The organism is Acidiphilium sp. PM (assembly GCF_000219295.1).
GTDB lineage: Bacteria > Pseudomonadota > Alphaproteobacteria > Acetobacterales > Acetobacteraceae > Acidiphilium > Acidiphilium multivorum.
Genome location: NZ_AFPR01000075.1, coordinates 18,898 through 37,495 on the forward strand (window position 1 = coordinate 18,898; position 18,598 = coordinate 37,495).

At 63.2% G+C, this 18,598-nt stretch carries 19 protein-coding genes; 13 read left to right on the forward strand and 6 right to left on the reverse strand.

All coding sequences use genetic code 11. The features are described from left to right. The first annotated feature begins 1 nt into the window (after position 1). Positions 2-700 carry a class I SAM-dependent methyltransferase gene (locus APM_RS02905; protein ID WP_007421862.1) on the forward strand — a complete coding sequence of 233 codons (699 nt, stop codon included), beginning with the start codon at positions 2-4 and terminating at the stop codon, positions 698-700. Between the two features lie 6 nt (positions 701-706). Here the strand turns inward: APM_RS02905 and rsmD are convergent, their stop codons facing one another. The 3 genes from rsmD to APM_RS02920 are packed head-to-tail and all read right to left on the reverse strand — an operon-like array spanning position 707 to position 2,714. Then, positions 707-1,264 carry a 16S rRNA (guanine(966)-N(2))-methyltransferase RsmD gene (rsmD, locus tag APM_RS02910; RefSeq protein WP_082468532.1) on the reverse strand — a complete coding sequence of 186 codons (558 nt, stop codon included), beginning with the start codon at positions 1,262-1,264 and terminating at the stop codon, positions 707-709. Then, positions 1,261-2,004: a pseudouridine synthase gene (locus APM_RS02915; protein WP_007421864.1), complete on the reverse strand. Its 744-nt coding sequence runs from the start codon at positions 2,002-2,004 to the stop codon at positions 1,261-1,263. The genes rsmD and APM_RS02915 overlap by 4 nt, the downstream gene beginning before the upstream one ends. Beyond that, positions 2,001-2,714: a gamma-glutamyl-gamma-aminobutyrate hydrolase family protein gene (locus APM_RS02920; RefSeq protein WP_039887622.1), complete on the reverse strand. Its 714-nt coding sequence runs from the start codon at positions 2,712-2,714 to the stop codon at positions 2,001-2,003. The genes APM_RS02915 and APM_RS02920 overlap by 4 nt, the downstream gene beginning before the upstream one ends. A 54-nt stretch (positions 2,715-2,768) precedes the next feature. Here APM_RS02920 and APM_RS20190 point away from each other — a divergent pair, with 54 nt between their 5' ends. The 8 genes from APM_RS20190 to APM_RS02960 all read left to right on the forward strand — a co-directional run bounded on the left by APM_RS20190 (position 2,769) and on the right by APM_RS02960 (position 11,431). Further along, the gene (locus APM_RS20190) at positions 2,769-3,224 is read left to right on the forward strand and encodes a nucleoside deaminase (protein ID WP_007421866.1); all 456 of its coding nucleotides are present in this window, start codon (positions 2,769-2,771) and stop codon (positions 3,222-3,224) included. 119 nt (positions 3,225-3,343) lie between these two features. Continuing rightward, on the forward strand, positions 3,344-4,906 hold the full coding sequence (fliF, locus tag APM_RS02930) for a flagellar basal-body MS-ring/collar protein FliF (protein ID WP_035185850.1): 1,563 nt from the start codon (positions 3,344-3,346) through the stop codon (positions 4,904-4,906). Then, positions 4,903-5,913: a flagellar motor switch protein FliG gene (gene fliG, locus APM_RS02935; protein WP_007421868.1), complete on the forward strand. Its 1,011-nt coding sequence runs from the start codon at positions 4,903-4,905 to the stop codon at positions 5,911-5,913. The genes fliF and fliG overlap by 4 nt, the downstream gene beginning before the upstream one ends. Continuing rightward, positions 5,903-6,277: a flagellar motor switch protein FliN gene (gene fliN / locus APM_RS02940; protein WP_007421869.1), complete on the forward strand. Its 375-nt coding sequence runs from the start codon at positions 5,903-5,905 to the stop codon at positions 6,275-6,277. The genes fliG and fliN overlap by 11 nt, the downstream gene beginning before the upstream one ends. Positions 6,278-6,283: 6 nt before the next feature. Continuing rightward, positions 6,284-7,639, forward strand: a complete 1,356-nt coding sequence (locus APM_RS20195) for a sigma-54 dependent transcriptional regulator (protein ID WP_083818654.1) — start codon at positions 6,284-6,286, stop codon at positions 7,637-7,639. Beyond that, positions 7,639-9,714, forward strand: coding sequence for a flagellar biosynthesis protein FlhA (gene flhA, locus APM_RS02950; protein ID WP_007421871.1), 2,076 nt, complete (start codon positions 7,639-7,641; stop codon positions 9,712-9,714). Before APM_RS20195 ends, flhA begins: the two co-directional genes overlap by 1 nt. Further along, positions 9,715-10,596, forward strand: a complete 882-nt coding sequence (locus APM_RS02955) for a GTP-binding protein (RefSeq protein WP_011942267.1) — start codon at positions 9,715-9,717, stop codon at positions 10,594-10,596. It begins immediately after the preceding gene. A gap of 91 nt (positions 10,597-10,687) precedes the next feature. After that, positions 10,688-11,431: a P-loop NTPase gene (locus APM_RS02960; protein WP_007421873.1), complete on the forward strand. Its 744-nt coding sequence runs from the start codon at positions 10,688-10,690 to the stop codon at positions 11,429-11,431. A 26-nt stretch (positions 11,432-11,457) separates the two neighbouring features. Here APM_RS02960 and APM_RS02965 read toward each other — a convergent pair whose 3' ends face one another. Further along, complete coding sequence (locus tag APM_RS02965; RefSeq protein ID WP_007421874.1) at positions 11,458-12,420, reverse strand: site-specific tyrosine recombinase XerD; 963 nt, start codon at positions 12,418-12,420, stop codon at positions 11,458-11,460. 27 nt (positions 12,421-12,447) lie between these two features. Here APM_RS02965 and aroB point away from each other — a divergent pair, with 27 nt between their 5' ends. After that, positions 12,448-14,058, forward strand: a complete 1,611-nt coding sequence (gene aroB / locus APM_RS02970; RefSeq protein WP_007421875.1) for a 3-dehydroquinate synthase — start codon at positions 12,448-12,450, stop codon at positions 14,056-14,058. Positions 14,059-14,067: 9 nt separating this feature from the next. Next, a complete protein-coding gene (locus APM_RS02975; protein WP_011942263.1) occupies positions 14,068-14,739 on the forward strand; it encodes an FMN-binding negative transcriptional regulator in 672 nt (223 codons plus the stop codon). On the opposite strand, the gene APM_RS02980 is transcribed toward APM_RS02975, so the two are convergent. Next, entirely contained in the window at positions 14,672-15,580 is a 909-nt protein-coding gene (locus tag APM_RS02980; RefSeq protein WP_241763097.1) for a hypothetical protein, read from the reverse strand. The genes APM_RS02975 and APM_RS02980 overlap by 68 nt on opposite strands. Positions 15,581-15,724: 144 nt before the next feature. On the opposite strand from APM_RS02980, the gene APM_RS02985 reads away from it, so the two are divergent. Then, entirely contained in the window at positions 15,725-16,264 is a 540-nt protein-coding gene (locus APM_RS02985) for a cytochrome b (protein ID WP_007421877.1), read from the forward strand. Here the strand turns inward: APM_RS02985 and APM_RS02990 are convergent. Then, the gene (locus APM_RS02990) at positions 16,256-17,068 is read right to left on the reverse strand and encodes a TIGR00282 family metallophosphoesterase (protein ID WP_011942260.1); all 813 of its coding nucleotides are present in this window, start codon (positions 17,066-17,068) and stop codon (positions 16,256-16,258) included. The genes APM_RS02985 and APM_RS02990 overlap by 9 nt on opposite strands. Positions 17,069-17,188: 120 nt before the next feature. Here APM_RS02990 and APM_RS02995 point away from each other — a divergent pair, with 120 nt between their 5' ends. Next, on the forward strand, positions 17,189-18,562 hold the full coding sequence (locus APM_RS02995) for an FAD-binding oxidoreductase (RefSeq protein WP_007421879.1): 1,374 nt from the start codon (positions 17,189-17,191) through the stop codon (positions 18,560-18,562). Positions 18,563-18,598: the final 36 nt, after the last annotated feature.

Here is an 18,598-nt window from a genome sequence, read left to right on the forward strand (position 1 = left end):
CATGGCGATTCTTCAGCGCGGGCTGCGCGGCGGGTTGCTGGCACGGGCCTACAGGAAAATCCTGCATTCGTGGTATCTCAATGATCTGGCGTTCGATATCCGCCTCGCCGCCAAGCGGGAGGCGGTGGACTACGTCATCGAGCATATGCAGGCAGCGATGATGCTGCGCGACCGGTTCGATTTGCTGCGTTTCGCCCTGTCGCGCGCGCCGGAACAGGGGCTCGTTCTTGAATTCGGGGTGGAGAAGGGGCTTTCGCTCAACTGCCTGGCGCGAGCGACCGCTCGCACGGTGCATGGATTCGACTCCTTCCAGGGTTTGCCGGAGGACTGGTCGGGCACCGCCTCGGCCCGCGGCGCGTTCGACCGGCATGGTGCCCTGCCAAAAGTGCCTGGAAATGTGCGTCTTCATGTCGGCTGGTTTGATGCAACCCTGCCCGCATTCCTCGCTGAAACCGCGGAGCCGGTCGCGCTGCTGCACATCGACTGCGACATCTATTCCTCGACGAGGACGGTGTTCGACATGCTGGGAGATCGAATCCGGCCCGGCACGATCATCGTGTTCGACGAGTATTTCAACTACCCGGGCTGGCGGCAGCACGAATACAAGGCGTTCCAGGAATTCTGTGCCGAGGGGGGGCGCAGATACCGCTATCTCGGCTATGCCGGCGAGAAGGGGCACGTCGCGGTGATCATGGCCTGACCGTGGTCAGGCCGTATGGCGCCAGATGACGAGTCGCGCCGCGCCATGTGCCCGCTCGGCGAGCGGAGACACACCGTCTGGCGTTGGGTCTGCCTTGCCGAATTCCGCAGCGATCAGTGCTCCCGGCGCCAGCCATCCGGCGGTGGCGAATGCCGACACCGCCCGGCCCACGAGTCCCTTGCCGTAGGGCGGATCCAGCAGGACCAGATCGTGCGGCGTGCCGCGGGAAGGGGCGAGTGCATCGGCCGCGACGATGCGGCTGCGATCCTCCGCCCGGCAGGCGGCCACGTTCCGGCGAAGAGCCGCCAGTGCCGCGCGGTCCTGTTCGATGAAGGTCGCTCCCGCCGCGCCGCGCGACAGCGCTTCCAACCCCAGTGCGCCGGAGCCAGCGAATGCGTCCAGCACCATGCGACCGCCAACAGCGCCCTCCGCCCAGGATGTGTGGAGGAGGATGTCGAACAACGCTTGCCGTACTCGTCCGGCGGTCGGCCGCGTGAGGGGGCCATCCGGCACGGCGAGGATCCGCCCTCGCCAGGCACCGGCGATAATTCGTGGCCCGGTCATCGGCCAACTTTCGGCAATTGTTCGCGGAGTACCTTGGGATTGACTTCCGCGACCGCCCCTCGCGGCAGGTTGCCGAGCTGGAACGGGCCATAGGCGATACGAATGAGTCGGGTTGTCTCAAGCCCGAGCGCGGCCATGACCTTTCGGATCTCGCGGTTCTTGCCCTCGTTAAGCCCGACTGCCAGCCAGGAATTCGATCCCTTCGTGGAATCGATTTCAGCCGAGATCGGACCATATCGAACACCGTCCACCACGATGCCGCCCTTCAGCGCCGCCAGGCGGGCGGGGTCGACCGTACCGTGCACCCGTACACGGTAGCGGCGCAGCCAGCCGGTTGTCGGCAGTTCCAGTTGCCGGGCGAGGGCGCCGTCATTGGTGAGCAGCAGCAGCCCCTCGCTGTTGAGATCGAGCCGGCCAACGCTGACAACACGGGGCAATTCGGGCGGCATCCGCTCGAAGATCGTGGGCCGGCCCTCGGGGTCGCGATGCGTGGTCAGCAGTCCAGCCCGCTTGTGGTAGCGCCAGAGCCGGGTACGCGATGGCTCACCGACCGGACTACCGTCGATAAGGATGATGTCGCCAGCGGCGACGAAGGTCGCCGGGTGCAGAACCTTCGTCCCGTTGAGAGCGACCCGTCCGGACTCGATCATGCGCTCGGCGTCCCGCCGGCTCGCCACGCCAGCCCGGGCCAGGTATTTCGCAATCCGCTCTCCGCGTTCGCCGCTTTCCGGGTTGGTCATCGCGCAGCCTCGACGAAGGCTTCGAGCAGGCGCCGGTCTCCCGGGTCGATCAGGAATTCCGGGTGCCACTGCACGCCAAGGCAGAACCGGTGCGCTGGTGATTCGATGCCCTCAATCACACCGTCAGGCGCCACCGCATTCACCACGAGGCGAGGTCCCGGGGCGCGTACGGCCTGGTGGTGTGCCGAATTGACCCGCATCGTGGCGGCGCCGACGATTGCGGCAAGGCGGGTGCCGGGCGTGAGGGTGATCTCGTGTCCCGGTTCATTACGCGGGTTCGGCTGCTCATGGGGCAGCGCATCGGGCACCGTGTCCGGGATATGCTGGATGAGGGTACCGCCAAGCGCGACCGCCAGCAACTGCTCACCACCGCAAATGCCGAGAATCGGCATGCCGCGCGCAAGCGCGCCGCCGATCAGCGCCGTCTCGGCCGCCGTCCTCCCCTCCTTCAACATGACGGTTTCGTGCCGTCCGACCTCACCGTAAAGCTTGGGGTCAACATCGAACGCGCCGCCGGTGACAACCAGGGCGTCGACGGCATCAAGCAGGTCGGTAGCCAGTTCCGCCCGGTGCGGTAGCGCGACAGGCACGCCGCAACAGTCGGCGATTGCATCCATATAATTGCAGCGGAGGGCATACCAGGGGAACTTCGAGTAGCCGCCGGGCTGCTCCGCATCCAGTGTCAGTCCGATCAGGGGCCGGTTTTTCATGGCGCGAGCTAGACCTCATCCGGCCGTCAAGGCAAGAGAGCAAGCGTGACCCCGATGCAGCAAGCCCTTGCGGAAGCCGAAGCCGCCGCGCGCCGTGGCGAGGTGCCGGTTGGCGCCGTTGTCGTCGATGCTGGCGGGACCGTGCTTGCCGCGGCCGGCAACGAGGTTGAGGCTCGCGCCGATCCGACCGCGCATGCCGAAATTCTCGCGTTGCGCGCGGCGGCGCAGCGGAGGGGTGGGAAATTTCTGCAGGGCTGCCGGCTGTTTGTAACCCTTGAACCCTGTCCTCTCTGTGCGGCAGCAATTTCCTTGTTCCGCATCGACCGTCTGGTGTTCGGCGCCTACGATCCGAAATCGGGCGGAGTCGAGCACGGGCCTAGGGTTTTCTCTCATCCGACGTGCCACTACCGGCCCGAGGTGGTCGGCGGGGTGGATCAGACGGCGGCGGCAGAGCTGCTTAGGCACTTTTTTTCTCAAAAACGCGACTCGGCAAATTCTGCCGGGCGTTAACCGAACGGTTACCCATATAGGCGATTCTTGTCCTGCGACAAAAGGTCGCAATCGCAGGATGGATTCATGCAGTTCTCCACACGGCTGCGTTGGGACTCAAAATTGGGGTCCCTCGGCTGATGAAGCAGTTGATCGCGAACCTGCGGGCGCTCGGCCCGGTGAAGCTTGGCGCAATGGGCGCCGTGGCTGTTGCCGTGCTCGGGCTGATGGCGGCACTGGTGTTGACGGGCGGTCCATCCCCGTCCGCCACGCTCTATTCCGGCCTTGGTCTCAAGGACGCCAGCCACATTACCGAGACGCTGAAAGCGGCACATATTCGTTATGCGATCGGCAACGGCGGTCATAGCGTTCTCGTCACCCCTGCCCAACTCGACGAGGCGCGGCTGTTGCTGGCCCAGCACAATCTTCCAGCCGGCTCGTCCAACGGCTTCGCGATATTCGATCACAAGAATCCCCTATTAGGATCCAGTTTTCTCAACCGGATCGATGAGACGCGCGCACTCGATTCCGAGCTTGAGCGGACGATTAATCTTATCCACGGGGTCGAAGCGTCGCGCGTTCAGGTTGTGCTGCCGCGACGCGACGAATTCAGTTTGAGTACTGCCCCGGCCCAGGCGAGCGTCATGTTGTCGCTCGCTGGCGTCGGCCCTCTCGACCACGAAAGCGTTGAGGCCATCCTCAACTTGGTCGCATCCGCAGTGCCGGGGCTCAAGCCGAACAACATTTCGATTGTCGACAATCGCGGCGATCTCCTTGCTCAGGCCGGTCGGACCGACAATTCTCTTCTCAGTTCACGTGATGCGGCGCTGAAGCAATCAACGGAGCGGCAACTGTCGGAAGCGGTGCGCTCCATGCTTGCTGCCGTGGTCGGTCCGAACCAGGTCAGGGTTGTTACGGCCGTTTCCATGGACTTCGACCGGAGCGAACAAACCTCGACAACCTATAACCCGAACGGACAGGTTGTACGTAGTCAGCAGCAGACAAGGTCCAAAAGTTCACGCAGCAGCGGGACGAACAAGACCGTATCCGTATCAAACAACCTCCCAGGTGCGACGTCCAGCAAAGCAGGGCCGAAACGGCTCGATACTCAGAGCAAGTCCACTCAGACGACCAATTACGAGATCAGCCAGGACGTCAAGCACATTGTTCATGCGACGCCACAGATCACGCGTATCAGCGTCGCGGTGATGCTGGACGACGTGAAGACGACAAACCCGAAAGGCAAGGTCATCTGGACGCCGCGCTCCCCGGCGCAGGTCGCGCAAATTCGTAAGCTGGTTGAAACGGCCATCGGGTATGACAAATCCCGCGGCGACGTCGTCGACGTTCAGTCACTCCAGTTCGCACCCAACGAACTACCGGTTAGCGCCAAGCGGTCTCTGATCGGACGCTTCCTGTCGAGTGGTCTGCTGATGCCGTTGCTACGCCTCCTCGTCACCGCAGCCATCGGGATTGCCGCGCTGCTTGTGGTCTTCCGGCCGATGGTTCGTCGTATCATTACGCCACCCGAAAATACGACCGCAGAACCTGCGCTCCTGGCCGAACAGAACGGTGCCATCGCCGGCCCGGCAACGACGGAGGAGACCAATCCTGTCAAAGTGATCGCTGATCTGATCGACCGTCATCCTGAAGCCAGCGTCGCGATCCTGCGCGACTGGCTAGGCCAAGAAGGCGCCCGATGAGCGATACGTCAGATCGCAATCTCAACGGGGCCTCGCGCGCGGCTGCCTTGCTCCTTGCTCTTGGTGAAGAGGCTGGGGGCAAACTGATGGCGATGCTCAACGATGACGAGTTGCGTGAGATTTCACGCGCCATGGTGGCGTTGCGCGCTGTTCCGTCAGAAACGGTTGAGGCCCTTTGCTTTGAATTCGCGGGGCGGATGGGAAAGGCCTCTGGCGTGTCCGGCTCTGCAGAGGTCGCGGAGAAATTGCTCCGAAAGATGATTCCTCCAGGCCGAGTCGAACAGATCCTCGAAGACATCCAAGGGCCAGCGGGAAAAAACATCTGGGATAAACTTGGCAAGGTCAACGAGTCCGTGCTCGCAGATTATCTCTGCCATGAACATCCTCAGACCGCAGCCATGGTGCTCTCCCGCGTCACTGCCGAGCACGCCGCCCGTGTCATCGCACTACTGCCCGAGCCTCTCTCGATCGATGTGATCGAGCGCATGCTGACGATTGAGAGTCTGCAACGAGAGGCCATAGATGACGTGGAACGCACGCTCAAGGTCGATTTCATGGTGAACCTGGCGTCGAGCGTGCAGCGAGATCCGCATGAGAAACTGGCGGAGATCTTCAACTCTTTCGATCGAGCCGTCGAGAGTCGGATGTTTGCCGCGCTGGAGAGCCGCAACCAGGAGGCGGCGAGTCGGATTCGGTCACTGATGTTCACTTTCGAGGATCTCATCCGCCTTGCGCCGCGAGACATCCAGACAGTTCTGCGTTCGGTCGACAGCGATGTGATGCCGCTCGCGCTCAAGGGAGCATCGGATAAGATCCGCGACCTCTTCATGAGCAACATGACGGAGCGTGCCGCAAAGATGCTCCGCGAGGATATCGAGGCGCTGGGCCCGGTGCGTTTGCGCGATGTTGATGCCGCGCAGCTAGCGATCGTGACCACAGCAAAGGAACTCGCCGCTCAGGGCGAAATCGAGATTGGAACCGGAAAGGAAGACGACCTTGTCATCTGAAATCACGACGCCAACCGGAGAGCCGAATGGCAATGGCCAGGTGTTGTCGGACCTGCCGCTTGCGCCGGTTTCCCGCCGCACGGCGGGAGATGGGCCTGAGACCCAGCGCCCTAGCCGGGATCTTGAGGCTGTCTACGATGTGCCCGTGCTTGTCAGTGCCGTGCTGGGTCGCTCGACCATGCAGGTCAGCCAGTTGCTTAAGCTTGGTCGAGGCGCCGTCGTCGAACTCGATCGCAAAGCCGGAGACCCGATTGATATCTTTGTCAACAATCGCCTGATTGCACGTGGCGAAGTGGTGATGCTCGACGAAACGAAGCTCGGCATTACCATGACCGAAATCGTCAAGTCTGACCGCAACGGTTGACCGAATATGCGGGTTCTCATCATCGGTTCACTGTCGGGAGAACTTGGTGTCGCAGCTCGTATTGCTGCGGCTCGGGGTGCAACGCTCGCACAGGCTGAGACCGTTGATGCGGCCCTGGAATGTCTACGTGCCGATGCGAGGACCGACCTCATCATTTGCGACGTCACGCACGATTTCGGTGCCCTGATGAGGCGACTGGCCGCGGAGCGTTTCACAACGGCTGTCGTTGCCGCGGGAGCCGAAAATGATGAGAAGGCCGCCGTTGACGCAATTCGTGCTGGCGCACGTGAATATCTCCCTTTGCCTCCGGATTCCGATCTCATCGCAGCCATTCTGTCGGCTGTTTCTACAGAGCAGAAGGGCGAGTTCATCGCGCGTGACCCCGCTATGCGGGCAGTACTGTCACAGGCTGACCAGGTAGCGCCATCCACTGCGTCAATCCTGATCACAGGAGAAAGTGGCACAGGGAAGGAGGTTCTTGCACGGTATATTCACGAGCGCTCAAGGCGCCGCAAAGGGCCATTCGTCGCTCTCAACTGCGCAGCAATACCAGACACACTGCTCGAGTCCGAGTTATTCGGACACGAGAAGGGGGCATTTTCCGGTGCAATCGCGCGCCGTACCGGGAAGTTTGAGGCTGCTGACCGAGGCACTCTATTGCTTGATGAAATCGGAGAGATGGACGCGCGCTTGCAGGCAAAGCTGCTGCGCACGCTTCAGGAGCGCACTGTGGATCGGATTGGCGGTGATCGGCCCGTGCCAGTTGATGTGCGCATCCTTGCTGCCACGAACGTTGATCTGCGGTCGGCCATTGCGGATGGCAGATTTCGGGAAGATCTGTTCTTTCGTCTGAATGTCATGACGTTGCGAATTCCGCCGTTGCGTCAGCGTCCTGGGGATATTGCGCCCCTCGCGCACCATTTCGTGGCTCATTATGCCAGGCTGAATGAAGTTGGCACCAAGCATCTTACAAGCCGAGCTGTTGAGCGTCTGCTTGCCTATTCCTGGCGTGGAAATGTTCGAGAACTCGAAAATACCATGCATAGGGCTGTGCTGTTGTCGTCAGGGCCGATGATCGACGTTGAGCATATCGGCATACCCACGGAAGCAGAGGCACCGTCACACCTGCTCTCGCCCCACGCACATGCTACTGCCGGCGACACGATTGGCTCGCTGGTTGGCCAACGTGTCGAAGACGTCGAGCAGGCACTGATTTTGGAGACGCTGAATCACTGTCTTGGCAACAGGACACATGCCGCCACGATCCTCGGAATTTCCATACGGGCACTGCGTAACAAGTTGCGTGAATATGCCGCTCGTGGTGCAGACGTGCCGGCGCCACACAACGGTGTGGCCGCCTGATGGCTGCAACAGACCTCGCGGCCCTTCGCGGGCGACTGCAAGAATTCCGGATCGGTACCGATATCGGTCTGGCGATCGGCGTGGTGTGCATCATCACGATTCTGATCGTGCCGTTGCCACCATTTCTTCTGGATACAGGGCTTTCGCTCTCATTCACTGCCAGCATTCTGGTGTTGATGGTTTCGCTGTTCATACGGCGCCCGATCGATTTCACGAGTTTTCCGACGGTGCTGTTGCTCACCACGCTGTTGCGTCTCTCACTCGACATTGCCGCAACGCGTGAGATTCTATCTCATGGTAGCGAAGGGCCGGATGCGGCGGGCCACGTCATTGCGGCATTTGGCGGGTTTCTGATGGGTGGCGATCTGCTGATCGGGCTGATCGTGTTTGCGATCCTGATCGTGGTCAACTTTATCGTTATTACAAAAGGCTCCACACGAGTCGCCGAAGTTGCCGCGCGTTTTACCCTTGATGGTATTCCCGGCAAGCAGATGGCGATCGATGCCGAGTTGAACTCAGGTGCGATCAGTGAAGTTGTCGCGCGCCGTAAGCGTGCCGAGCTCGAGCAGGAGAGCGGGTTCTATGGTGCGATGGATGGTGCCGCGAAATTCGTCCGTGGCGACGCGATTGCAGCTCTTATCATAACATCAATCAACATTGTGGGCGGCTTTGCGATCGGCGTTGTCCAGCGCGGAATGTCAGTGCATGACGCCGCGTCGGCCTTTACCACTTTGTCGATCGGCGAGGGGCTCGTATCCCAGATACCGGCACTTCTGGTGTCTGTGGCAGCAGGCATCGTGGTAACCAAGGGGAGTGCAGAGGGCACTGCAGATGCGGCTCTGGTTGCGCAACTAAGCCGTTCGCATAAGCCCCTGGCGATTGCATCGGCAGGTGCGTTTGTGCTTGCCATCCTGCCTGGCTTGCCATTCATTCCGTTCGTGACGCTTTCCGGCCTGGCTGGATGGGGTTCCTACTATCGCTGGAGAAACCCACCTCGGCCGGAGCAAGAGGAAGCGGCGCCTGCCCCGGTTGAGTCGGCGGAGCCGCCGATCACCGAGGCGCTCAAGATCGACCAGATCCGACTTGAACTAGGCTATGCATTGCTGGTGCTTGCGGGTGGAGATACGCCGCGGCTCACAGAGCAGATCAAGGCGCTTCGCCGTGCGATCGCAGCTGAAATGGGCTTCATCCTTCCGCCCGTACGCATTCAGGACAATATGCAACTGGCTGCAACGACGTACTCCCTGCGCATCAAGGAGATCGAGGCTGCGTCTGGCGAGTTGCAGCCAACCCGCCTTTTGGCCATGAGCCCATCCGGAGCCTTGCCTGACGTGCCGGGAGATCCGACGATAGAGCCTGCATTCGGTATGCCGGCAGTCTGGATCGACCAGGCGGATCGCGAACAGGCGTTGGCGCGTGGCTGCACGGTGGTCGATCCCGCAAGTGTTCTCACAACCCACCTGACCGAGGTGGTCAAGGAAAACATGGCCGAACTTCTGTCTTTTGCCGAGACCCAGAAGCTACTCGATGATCTTCCGCGCGAACAGCAACGTCTGGTGACCGACCTGATCCCAACCCATTTTACGGTTGGAGGCGTTCAGCGCGTCCTGCAAGCGCTGCTCGCAGAGCGGGTGTCGATCCGCGATTTGCCGACGATCCTCGAAGGAATCCACGAAGCGTGTTCGATGCAGTTGCGGGCCGTTCCTGCCATTGCGGCCCACGTGAGGACTCGCCTTGCCCGGCAATTGACCGACGCTCATACCGGCTCGCGGGGGTATGTTCCATTGGTCGTCATCGGCCCTGAATGGGAAACGGAACTCAACGAGGCCCTCGTGGGCCCAGCCGAGGCACGGCAACTGTCTCTGCCGTCAAATCGCCTTTCGGAACTTACTCGTCGTATCAATCAGGTCTTTGAATCCGCAAGTGTCGACGGAGAAGCTCCCGTACTGCTGACTAGCGCGCATTTGCGCGCCCATGTGCGGGCTATTCTTGAGCGGATCCGGCCATCCACTCCAGTGCTCGCGCAGACGGAAATTTTCCCGCGTGCCCGCATCAGAACCGTTGGAGCGATTTGAATGAAAGTCAAAGTGATCAGAGCGGCATCAATGCGCGAGGCATTCGCGGAGGCTCATCGTATCCTCGGTCCCGATGCGCTGATCCTCGATAGCCGCCGTCGAGGACGCGAGTTCGAGATCACGGTCGCACTGGACCCTGAGCTGCCGCCTGATCCGGCCAACCCCTGGCGCCAGGCTTTGTCTTTCCATGGCATTCCGGCGCACATCGCGTCTGCCTGGGCAGACCAGCCGCCCGACGCCGCCGTTGCTGGCAGCCTGTCGTTTGGGAAGCTTGATTTCGACCGACCGTTGGTCATTGCGGGACCGCCAGGCGCCGGCAAGACGATGACGACAGTTAAACTGGCGACACGATTTGTTCTTGCTGGTGTCCGTCCAACAGTAATTAACGCCGACCAGAACCGGGCCGGTGCATCAGCGCAGTTGGCCGCACTGTGTCGCATCCTGCGCGCCGAGTTCATCGACACGGCTTCGAAAAAGGGTGGAATGCGGCGTCGTCCGGCAAGCCGCCGTCCGACGCTGATCGATTTGCCTGGGATGGATCCGTTCGACAAATCTGAAATGGATAATTTGCGATCGATGGTTGAGGAAGTCTCTGGCGTTGCCGCGCTGGTAATGCCCGCGGGACTTGATGCGGCCGACAGCGTGGAAATTGCTTCTCGCTTTCATGAGGCGGGTGCGACGGCTCTGATTCCGACGCGCCTTGATGTGTCGCGCCGCCTTGGTGGCCTTGTTGCCGCGGCAGGCTCCGTGCCGCTCCAGCTAACCGAGGCCGGCACGTCTGGTCGTGTCAGCGATGCGCTCGAAACGGTCACGCCAGCCTTTCTGGTCCGGCGCCTGCTTGATGCCGGTCGTGTTCAGGAGCCGGTCGCCAATGCAGCCTGAGACCTCCCTCGTCGGCCGAGGGAGACCTCTGCATGTCAATGCGCGGGAACAGCGAGCCCGTGAGACGTCGAATGCCCGGCAGCGGCCACGCGTGATCGCGATCGCGTCCGGAAAAGGTGGGGTCGGCAAGACGTGGCTGACGTTGTCGCTGGCTCAGGCCATGAGTGCGAGGCGCGCGCGCATCTTGGTATTGGATGCCGATTTCGGTCTCGCAAACGCCGATATTCAACTCGGCCATCTCGCTGCGACCGATATTGGCGCAATCCTGCGTAATGAGGCGTCCCTCGCAGAAAGCATCGTGCCGGTGGAGCGGGGCGGGTTCGACCTTTTGGCTGGGGAGGCCGGTTCAGGTGCGTTTTCCGGCCTCGATCCGGTCATCGTCGAGCGGCTTGTCTGCAGGTTGGTCGATTGTGATGCTAACTACGACGTCTTGTTGTGCGATCTTGGCACTGGCGTCGAGCCCGCGGCGCGCCATCTGGCGGCGTTGGCTGATACGCTTGTTCTGATTTCCACAGGCGATCCGACGAGCCTGACCGATGGCTACGCCGTCCTCAAACTGCTCCAGCGTGACCGGAATGATCGCGGCGAGCCGGTCGATGCTAGGATTGTGATCAATCAGGTCGACACCGATCGCGCTGGCCGGCGCGCTCATGCGGCACTCGCCCGCGCGGCGCGGGGGTTCCTGCGCCTCGATCCGCCGCTGCTTGGCATCATCCAGCGCGACGAGAATGTCAGCGAGGCGATTCGCGGCCAGCGACTGTTTCTTTCGGAATTTCCGAAATCCTCTACAGCGGCAACCGTTCAATCGATTGCCCGTCGGTTGCTCGCGAAATAGGCTGGCCGGTACCCGTGGCGGCAATCTTAGGCTGGCGTCTTTCGCCGGCCCGGCGGAGTAGCCAGCGGGTGGTGCTCCTCCACCAGCTTTTGCAGCCGTTCCGCGAGAACGTGGGTGTAGATCTGGGTCGTCGAGATATCGGCGTGGCCGAGCAGGGTCTGCAGGCTGCGCAGATCAGCGCCGCGCGCCAGGAGGTGGGTCGCAAAGGCATGGCGCAGGCTGTGGGGTGAGAGGCGGGCAGGGTGGATCCCCGCCATGACCGCGACCCTCTTGAGCTGCCGTGCGAAGGCTTGGCGCGTCATCGGAAATCCCATGCGGCGTCCCGGGAACAGGTGCCGGCTGGGGCGTTTCCGGTTCATTTCACGTAATCTGGCCGCAGCATCTCGAGCGGCGGCGGAGAGCGGCACGATGCGCTCCCGCCCCCCTTTACCCTTGATCAGCAAGGCAGAGGCATCGGTGGACAGAGCATTTGCGGGCAGCACGAGAAGCTCGGAAATTCGCATGCCGGTGGCGTAAAGTATTTCCAGTCCCGCCTCGGCGACCCGTCCGGCTTGACCGGGCATTGCCGCCGCGGCGGTGAGCAGTGCGTCGACCTCCGCCTCGCTGATCGTCTTTGGCAGTGTGCGCGCAAGTTTCGGTGACGAAGTCAGGGCCGTCGGATCATCGGCACGTTGCCCGTCACGCAGCAGGAAGCGCTGGAACTGCCTCAGGGATGACAGGCGGCGCGCCTGAGTGCGCGCGGAAAGTCCAGCCGTGGCGAGGCCGCCGAGATAGTCGGCCACGCTTGCCGCGTCGGCTTCGGCTGGTCCATGCCCACGAGAGGCGCAGAACGCCGCAAAGTCTGCGAGATCGGCTTGATACGCAAGAATAGTATTCCGCGCCGCGCCGCGCTCTGCGACCATTGATTCAAGGAAGGCCTCGATATGCCGCTCTAGTGCCATCGTGTTTTTGTGGTAAGCCGCAGCACAATGTTCGACAAGAGTTTTCATTCACCCGGCCTTCCTGTCGCCTTGCCGATGCGCAGCATCGTGCTGATCGGACTGATGGGGGCTGGCAAGTCGGCGGTCGGCCGCCGGCTCGCGGCCCAACTGGCCCTGCCGTTTCACGATTCCGATGCCGAGATTGAGGCGGCCGCGGGCAAGACGGTTGCGGATATTTTCGCTTCAGAAGGCGAAGCCGCCTTCCGGGCGCGCGAAAGGGCCATGATTGCCGAGCTTTTGGCCGGTCCGCCGATCGTTCTGGCGACCGGCGGCGGCGCCTTCATGGACCCCGAGACCCGCGCAGTGATTCGCGCGCGGGCCATTTCCGTCTGGCTGCGGGCGACGCTCGACGTGCTTCTGGCCCGGGTGCGCGGCCGCACCCATCGGCCACTGCTTAATCAGGGCGACCCTGCCGAAATCCTGTCCCGGCTTTCCGCGCTGCGTGCGCCGGTCTATGCCGAAGCGGACATCATCGTTGACAGTACCGAGGCCCCGCCTGACATGACCACCGAGACCGTTGCCGCTGCCATCGCTCGCCACGCGCCCGAGCAGACCATTCGGATCGAGCTTCCCGATGCCGGCTATGACGTGGTGATCGGCCGCGGATTGCTCGATGGCGCGGGTGCCCGTCTCGCCGCAGCCCTGCCGTCGCGTCGCGCCGTGGTGGTGACCGACGCGAACGTGGCGCAGACACATCTGCCGCGACTCGAGCGCGCGCTTGACGATGCGGGCTTCATCCACAACCGGATCGTGGTTCCGCCGGGCGAAGGATCAAAAAGCCTCTCCCGTTTTGCCGCACTGGTTGAGGACATTCTTGCCCTGAAGCCGGAGCGGCAGACCGCGATCATCGCGCTTGGCGGCGGCGTCATCGGCGATCTGGCCGGGTTCGCTGCTTCCAGCGTACTGCGCGGGCTGCCCTTCGCGCAGGTTCCGACCTCGCTGCTCGCGCAGGTTGATTCCAGCGTCGGTGGCAAGACCGGCGTCAATTCGCGCCACGGCAAGAACCTGATCGGCGCGTTTCATCAGCCGCGTCTTGTCGTCATCGACAGCGATACGTTGGCCACCCTGTCGCGGCGCCAGGCCGCCGCAGGCTATGCTGAAATCGTCAAGGCGGGGCTCATCGCCGATCCCGCGCTCTATGAATGGTGCGAAGCCCATGGCGCCGCGCTGCTTGGTGGCGACCAGGGCTTGCAGGAAGAAGCGATTGCCCGCGCTGTTGCCTTCAAGGCGCAGGTGGTGATGGCCGATCCGCGCGAGCAGGCCAAGCGGGATGGCCGCGCGCTGCTCAATCTCGGCCACACTTTCGCTCACGCCTTCGAGGCCGAGACCGGTTATGGCGAGGCGCTGCTGCACGGCGAGGCGGTGGCGATCGGCATGGTTTGCGCTTTCGACCTCTCGGCCCGTCTTGGTTATTGCGATGCGGGAATCGTTCCGCGCATTGCCGCGCATCTGGACGAGGTCGGCCTTCCGCACCGGATCGGCGGCTGGAACGCGGAGGCGCTGCTCGGCCACATGCAGAGCGATAAGAAGATGCGGGACGGCAGGCTAGCCTTCGTTTTGGCCCGTGGGATCGGCAGTGCGTTCACTAGCCGCGAGGTGCCGCAGGAAGCCGTTCGGGCAACGCTTGCAGCCTGTGGCGCGGGCTGACCGACGCCAATGTATACTCCGCCGGCTTTCGCCGAGGATGATCCCGCAATCATCGCGGCGATCATGCGCGCCTGCCGCTTGCCCGTTCTCGTCAGTGCCGGGGAGGCAGGGCTGGAGGCGACGCATCTGCCGCTGCTCCATTTTCCCGACCCGGCACCGCACGGTACGCTCGTCGGGCATCTCGCGCGCGCCAACCGCCAATGGCACGTGCTGCGCGACGGCGCGCCGGCCATGGCGATCTTCCAGGCGCATGATTTTTACGTCTCGCCCGGCTGGTATGCGACCAAGCGCGAGACTGGCCGCGTCGTTCCGACCTGGAATTACGAGGCTGTGCATCTGCAGGGCGCGGTCGAAATCATCGAGGATCCGATCCGGCTACGCGACATTGTCACTGCCTTGACCGACCGCGAAGAGGCGCCCCAGCCCAATCCATGGCATGTGGATGACGCACCAGAAGACTTCATTGCCGCCCAGCTCAAGGGCATTGTCGGTGTGGTGATGACGGTGCGTTCGGTCATCGCCAAGCGCAAGCTCAGCCAGAACCGCCCCCCGGCCGACCGCGCCGGCGTCATCGCCGCGCTCGCGGCGTCAGGCCGCGCCGAGGAAGCCGCCCTCATGCACGAACGGGAGGCTGCGGCGGATCGACCTGGCCCAGAACCCAGCCCTCGGTCGCGCGGATAACGGGTTCATCGCCGGGCAACCCGGCTTCTGTGCCATCCGGCGCGCCGTCGATCACCCGGATCAGCCCAAGCACGCCGAGCAGCGAGTCGAACGCGTCTTCTCCCTCTGGCCGAGCGCCAAAACCATCTTCGATCAATGCGACGAGATCCCGTGCGGGGGTGTGGCGGCAAGCCGCGAAATGCGCGCGGAGGGCCGGGGAAAGTGCCGAGCGGTCCTGCCGACGCCGCTTGCTGCCCACGAGTTTCAGTCCGGTCTGGACCATGGCTTCAGCCGGATAGGTTTCGGCGATGGCGACGCAGTCGGGAGCCAGAAGATCTGGCAGCGTGCCGGCGAAGGGCCAGAGCCGCAGCGGAACGTTCCGGGTAAAGGCTGGCAGCAGGCAGTCCCGCCAACCGGATAGCGCTGCCTTGCCGCACTGGTTGGCGCCCATCGTCCAGAATAGCGGCGCGCCCGCCGGCCGCCGCGCGGTCCGGCAATCGACCGCGCGGCGCAATGCGGCGGCGTCATTCAGGCCGAGAGCGGCAGCGAGGCGTGCCATCTGCCCGGCACCGGCCATGCTCTTCAGCGGGTAGAACGGACGGGCCAGGCTGACCTCATCGAGGGTCGCACACGGGCGGAAGACACCATCTGCCGGATCGAGTCCGGCGAGCCAGACGGTGAAATCAGCGATGCCCGCAATATTCGAATAGGCGCGGGGCAGGCCGAGCGGGAAATCCACGCCGAGAACCACGGCAGCACCGGCGGCGCGGTCGAGCAGCCGCGCGGCAAGGGTTGTGGCATCGCCTACTTTCTCGGGCATGCCGATCTTCCAGAGACCGTCATCTCGCCGGGCGACGCTCATCCAGCGCTTGTCCGCGTTGACGCTCCAGTCGGCGTGAGCCGCGACAACAGGGCTTAACAAACTGTACGATTGACGCAATGAGGCTGCCATTGCCACGCCATTTTCCTGTGATCAGAGAATTGGAACATCATTCGAGGTCAATTCATGGACGACCGTTATCGCCCATCCATCCAGTTCCTGCATTGGTTGATCGCCCTGACCGTCATAGGGCTCGTCATTGCCGGGCTGCTTCTGCATTACGACCTGATTCCAAGATCCGTTCACAAGCCGCTCGCCTTCCTGCACATGAGTTTCGGTCTTGCCATTCTGGCGCTGATGCTGGTCCGCCTTTTCATCCGGCGGCGCACCGGCGCGCCGGAGTTGCCCGAGGAAATCGGCCGGCCGTTCCGGATCGCTGCGCATACGACCCAGATTCTGTTCTACGCGCTCCTGCTGGCGATGCCGGTGTTCGGCATCCTTTTCGTCGAGGCACATGGTCGCACGGTGCCCTTCTTTGGCCTGTTCACCCTGCCTGCCTTCGTCGGCAAGAATCATGGCGTGCAGGAGGTTTTCGCATTCCTCCATTTCTGGGGCGGCATCGCGGTAATCCTGCTGCTGATCGCCCATGTTGGCGGCGCGGTAAGGCACGAGTTGCGCGGCGAGCGCATGATCCGGCGGATGCTGCCCGGCCGCCGTTCAACGTGATGGCATGGCGGGCGCGAGCCGGCCGCCGAGGCGCACCGGCTCGACTGCCAGCGCTCGCCCGTCGGAGGCGACGCGGATCAGCGCGCCGCACACCGTCGCCTCCCCTTCGGTCGGGTGCAGGCGCTCGCCGGGCATCTTGCGGATGAACCGGCCGATCGCCGCGTCCTTGGTCATGCCGATCACGCTGTCATAATCGCCGCACATGCCGACATCCGCCATGAAGCCGGTGCCCCCGGCCATGACATGGTGATCCGCGGTCGGGATATGGGTGTGGGTGCCGAGCACGGCCGTCACCGCGCCGTCGAACCGGTGGGCAAAAGCCATCTTTTCGCTCGTCGCCTCGCCGTGAAAATCGACGAGGATTGCCGCATGGGTCACGCCGAGCCGTGCCCGCGACAGAACGCCTTCCAACGCGCGGAACGGACAGTCCATCGGGTCCATGAACAGCCGTCCCATGACCTGGGCGATAAGCACCCGCCGGCCATCCGGCAGAGTGATGTCGACGATGCCATCCCCCGGCGTGCCGGGGGGAAAGTTGAGCGGCCTGATGACCCGCTTCTGCTGCGCGATATAGGGGATGATCTCCTTGCGGTCCCAGGCATGGTTGCCGAGTGTGATGGCATCCGCTCCGGCGGCGAACAGAGCATCGGCCATGTCCGGCGCGAGGCCGAATCCGTGCGAGGCGTTCTCACCGTTGACCACCGCCACATCGATGCCGAGCTCGTGCCTGAGGCGGGGCAGGGTCGATATTACCGCTTCCCGTCCGGACCGGCCCACTACGTCACCCAGATAGAGGAGTTTCATCGCTGTCGTCTGCATGGCGACATGCGGTATTCGCTCCGCGCCGGTTGGGCAAGTCGGCTTGGGCGGCCGGCTTCTGTTCCGGCACATGACTTTGCCGGGAAATGACGATAGCCTGCCGCCATGGAAACGCAGAGCACGATCGACGCCGCCCGCGCCATTTTCGGCGACCGGCTCAGCCTGAACGCCAATATCCGCGAAACCCATGCCCATGGCGAGGCCAATGCAGCCACCAGCCTCCCGGATGCCGTGGTCTTTCCCGAATCGACCGAAGAAGTATCGCGGTTATTGCGACTTTGCCACGCGACGGACGTACCGGTGACGCCGTTCGGCGCCGGCACTTCTCTCGAGGGCCATGTGACGCCGGTGCGCGGCGGCATCAGCCTCGACCTCACGCGGATGAACCGCGTACTCGAGGTGAACGACGCCGATCTCGACGGACGGGTCGAGGCCGGGGTGACCAGGCGGCAGCTGAATACCTTTTTGCGCGACCATGGCCTGTTTTTCCCGGTCGACCCTGGGGCGGATGCAACGATCGGCGGGATGTGCGCGACACGTGCCTCCGGCACGACCACGGTGCGCTACGGCACGATCCGCGACAATGTGCTCGGCCTTCGCGCCGTGCTGGCCGATGGCACGGTGATCGACACGGGCGGGCGGGTCCGCAAATCGTCCACCGGCTACGACCTCACTCGTTTGCTCATCGGCTCGGAGGGCACGCTCGGCATTATCACCGAGGTGCAACTGAAGCTGTATGGCATTCCAGAGGCGATCGGCGCTGCGGTGTGCGGCTTTGCTGACGAGCATGCGGCGGTCGCGGCGGTGATCGAGATCATGCAGACCGGCATCCCTGTCGCCCGCATCGAATTCGCCGACACGGCGCAGATGGAAGCCTCGATTGCCTATTCGAAGCTTGATCACCTGACTGCCGGCCCGACGCTGATGTTCGAGTTCCACGGCAGCGCGCAAGGCGTCGCCGAGCAGGGAGCGATGGCCGAGGAGATCGCGAGGGCGCATGGCGGCAGCGGCTTCGCCTTCGCGACCGAGACCGAGGCGCGCAACCGCCTCTGGCGGGCCCGGCACGATGCCTACTGGGCCGCCCGCGCGGCGTATCCCGGCATGGGCGCGTTTGCTACCGACACGATCGTGCCGATCTCGCGGCTTGCGGAGGCGGTCTCGCTGGCACGCGAGGCGGTCACCCGTTCCGGCCTTGAAGCCTGCATCGTCGGCCATGTCGGCGACGGCAATTTTCACGTGTTGATCCTCTACCCCGAAGGAGAGGAAGGGCGGGCAAAGGCATGGGAACTCGACCGCGAGATTGTTGCCCAGGCACTTGCGCTCGGTGGGGCAGCGAGCGGCGAGCATGGGGTCGGGCTCGGCAAGAGGGAGTTTCTGCCCCGCGAGCATGGGGCCGCAGCACTCGGCGTCATGCGCGCGATCAAGCAAGCCCTTGATCCGCGCGGTATTCTTAATCCTGGAAAGATGTTTCTCGACTGAAAGACGGCCTGGCCAAACGGGCCCGGCCGTCTTTCA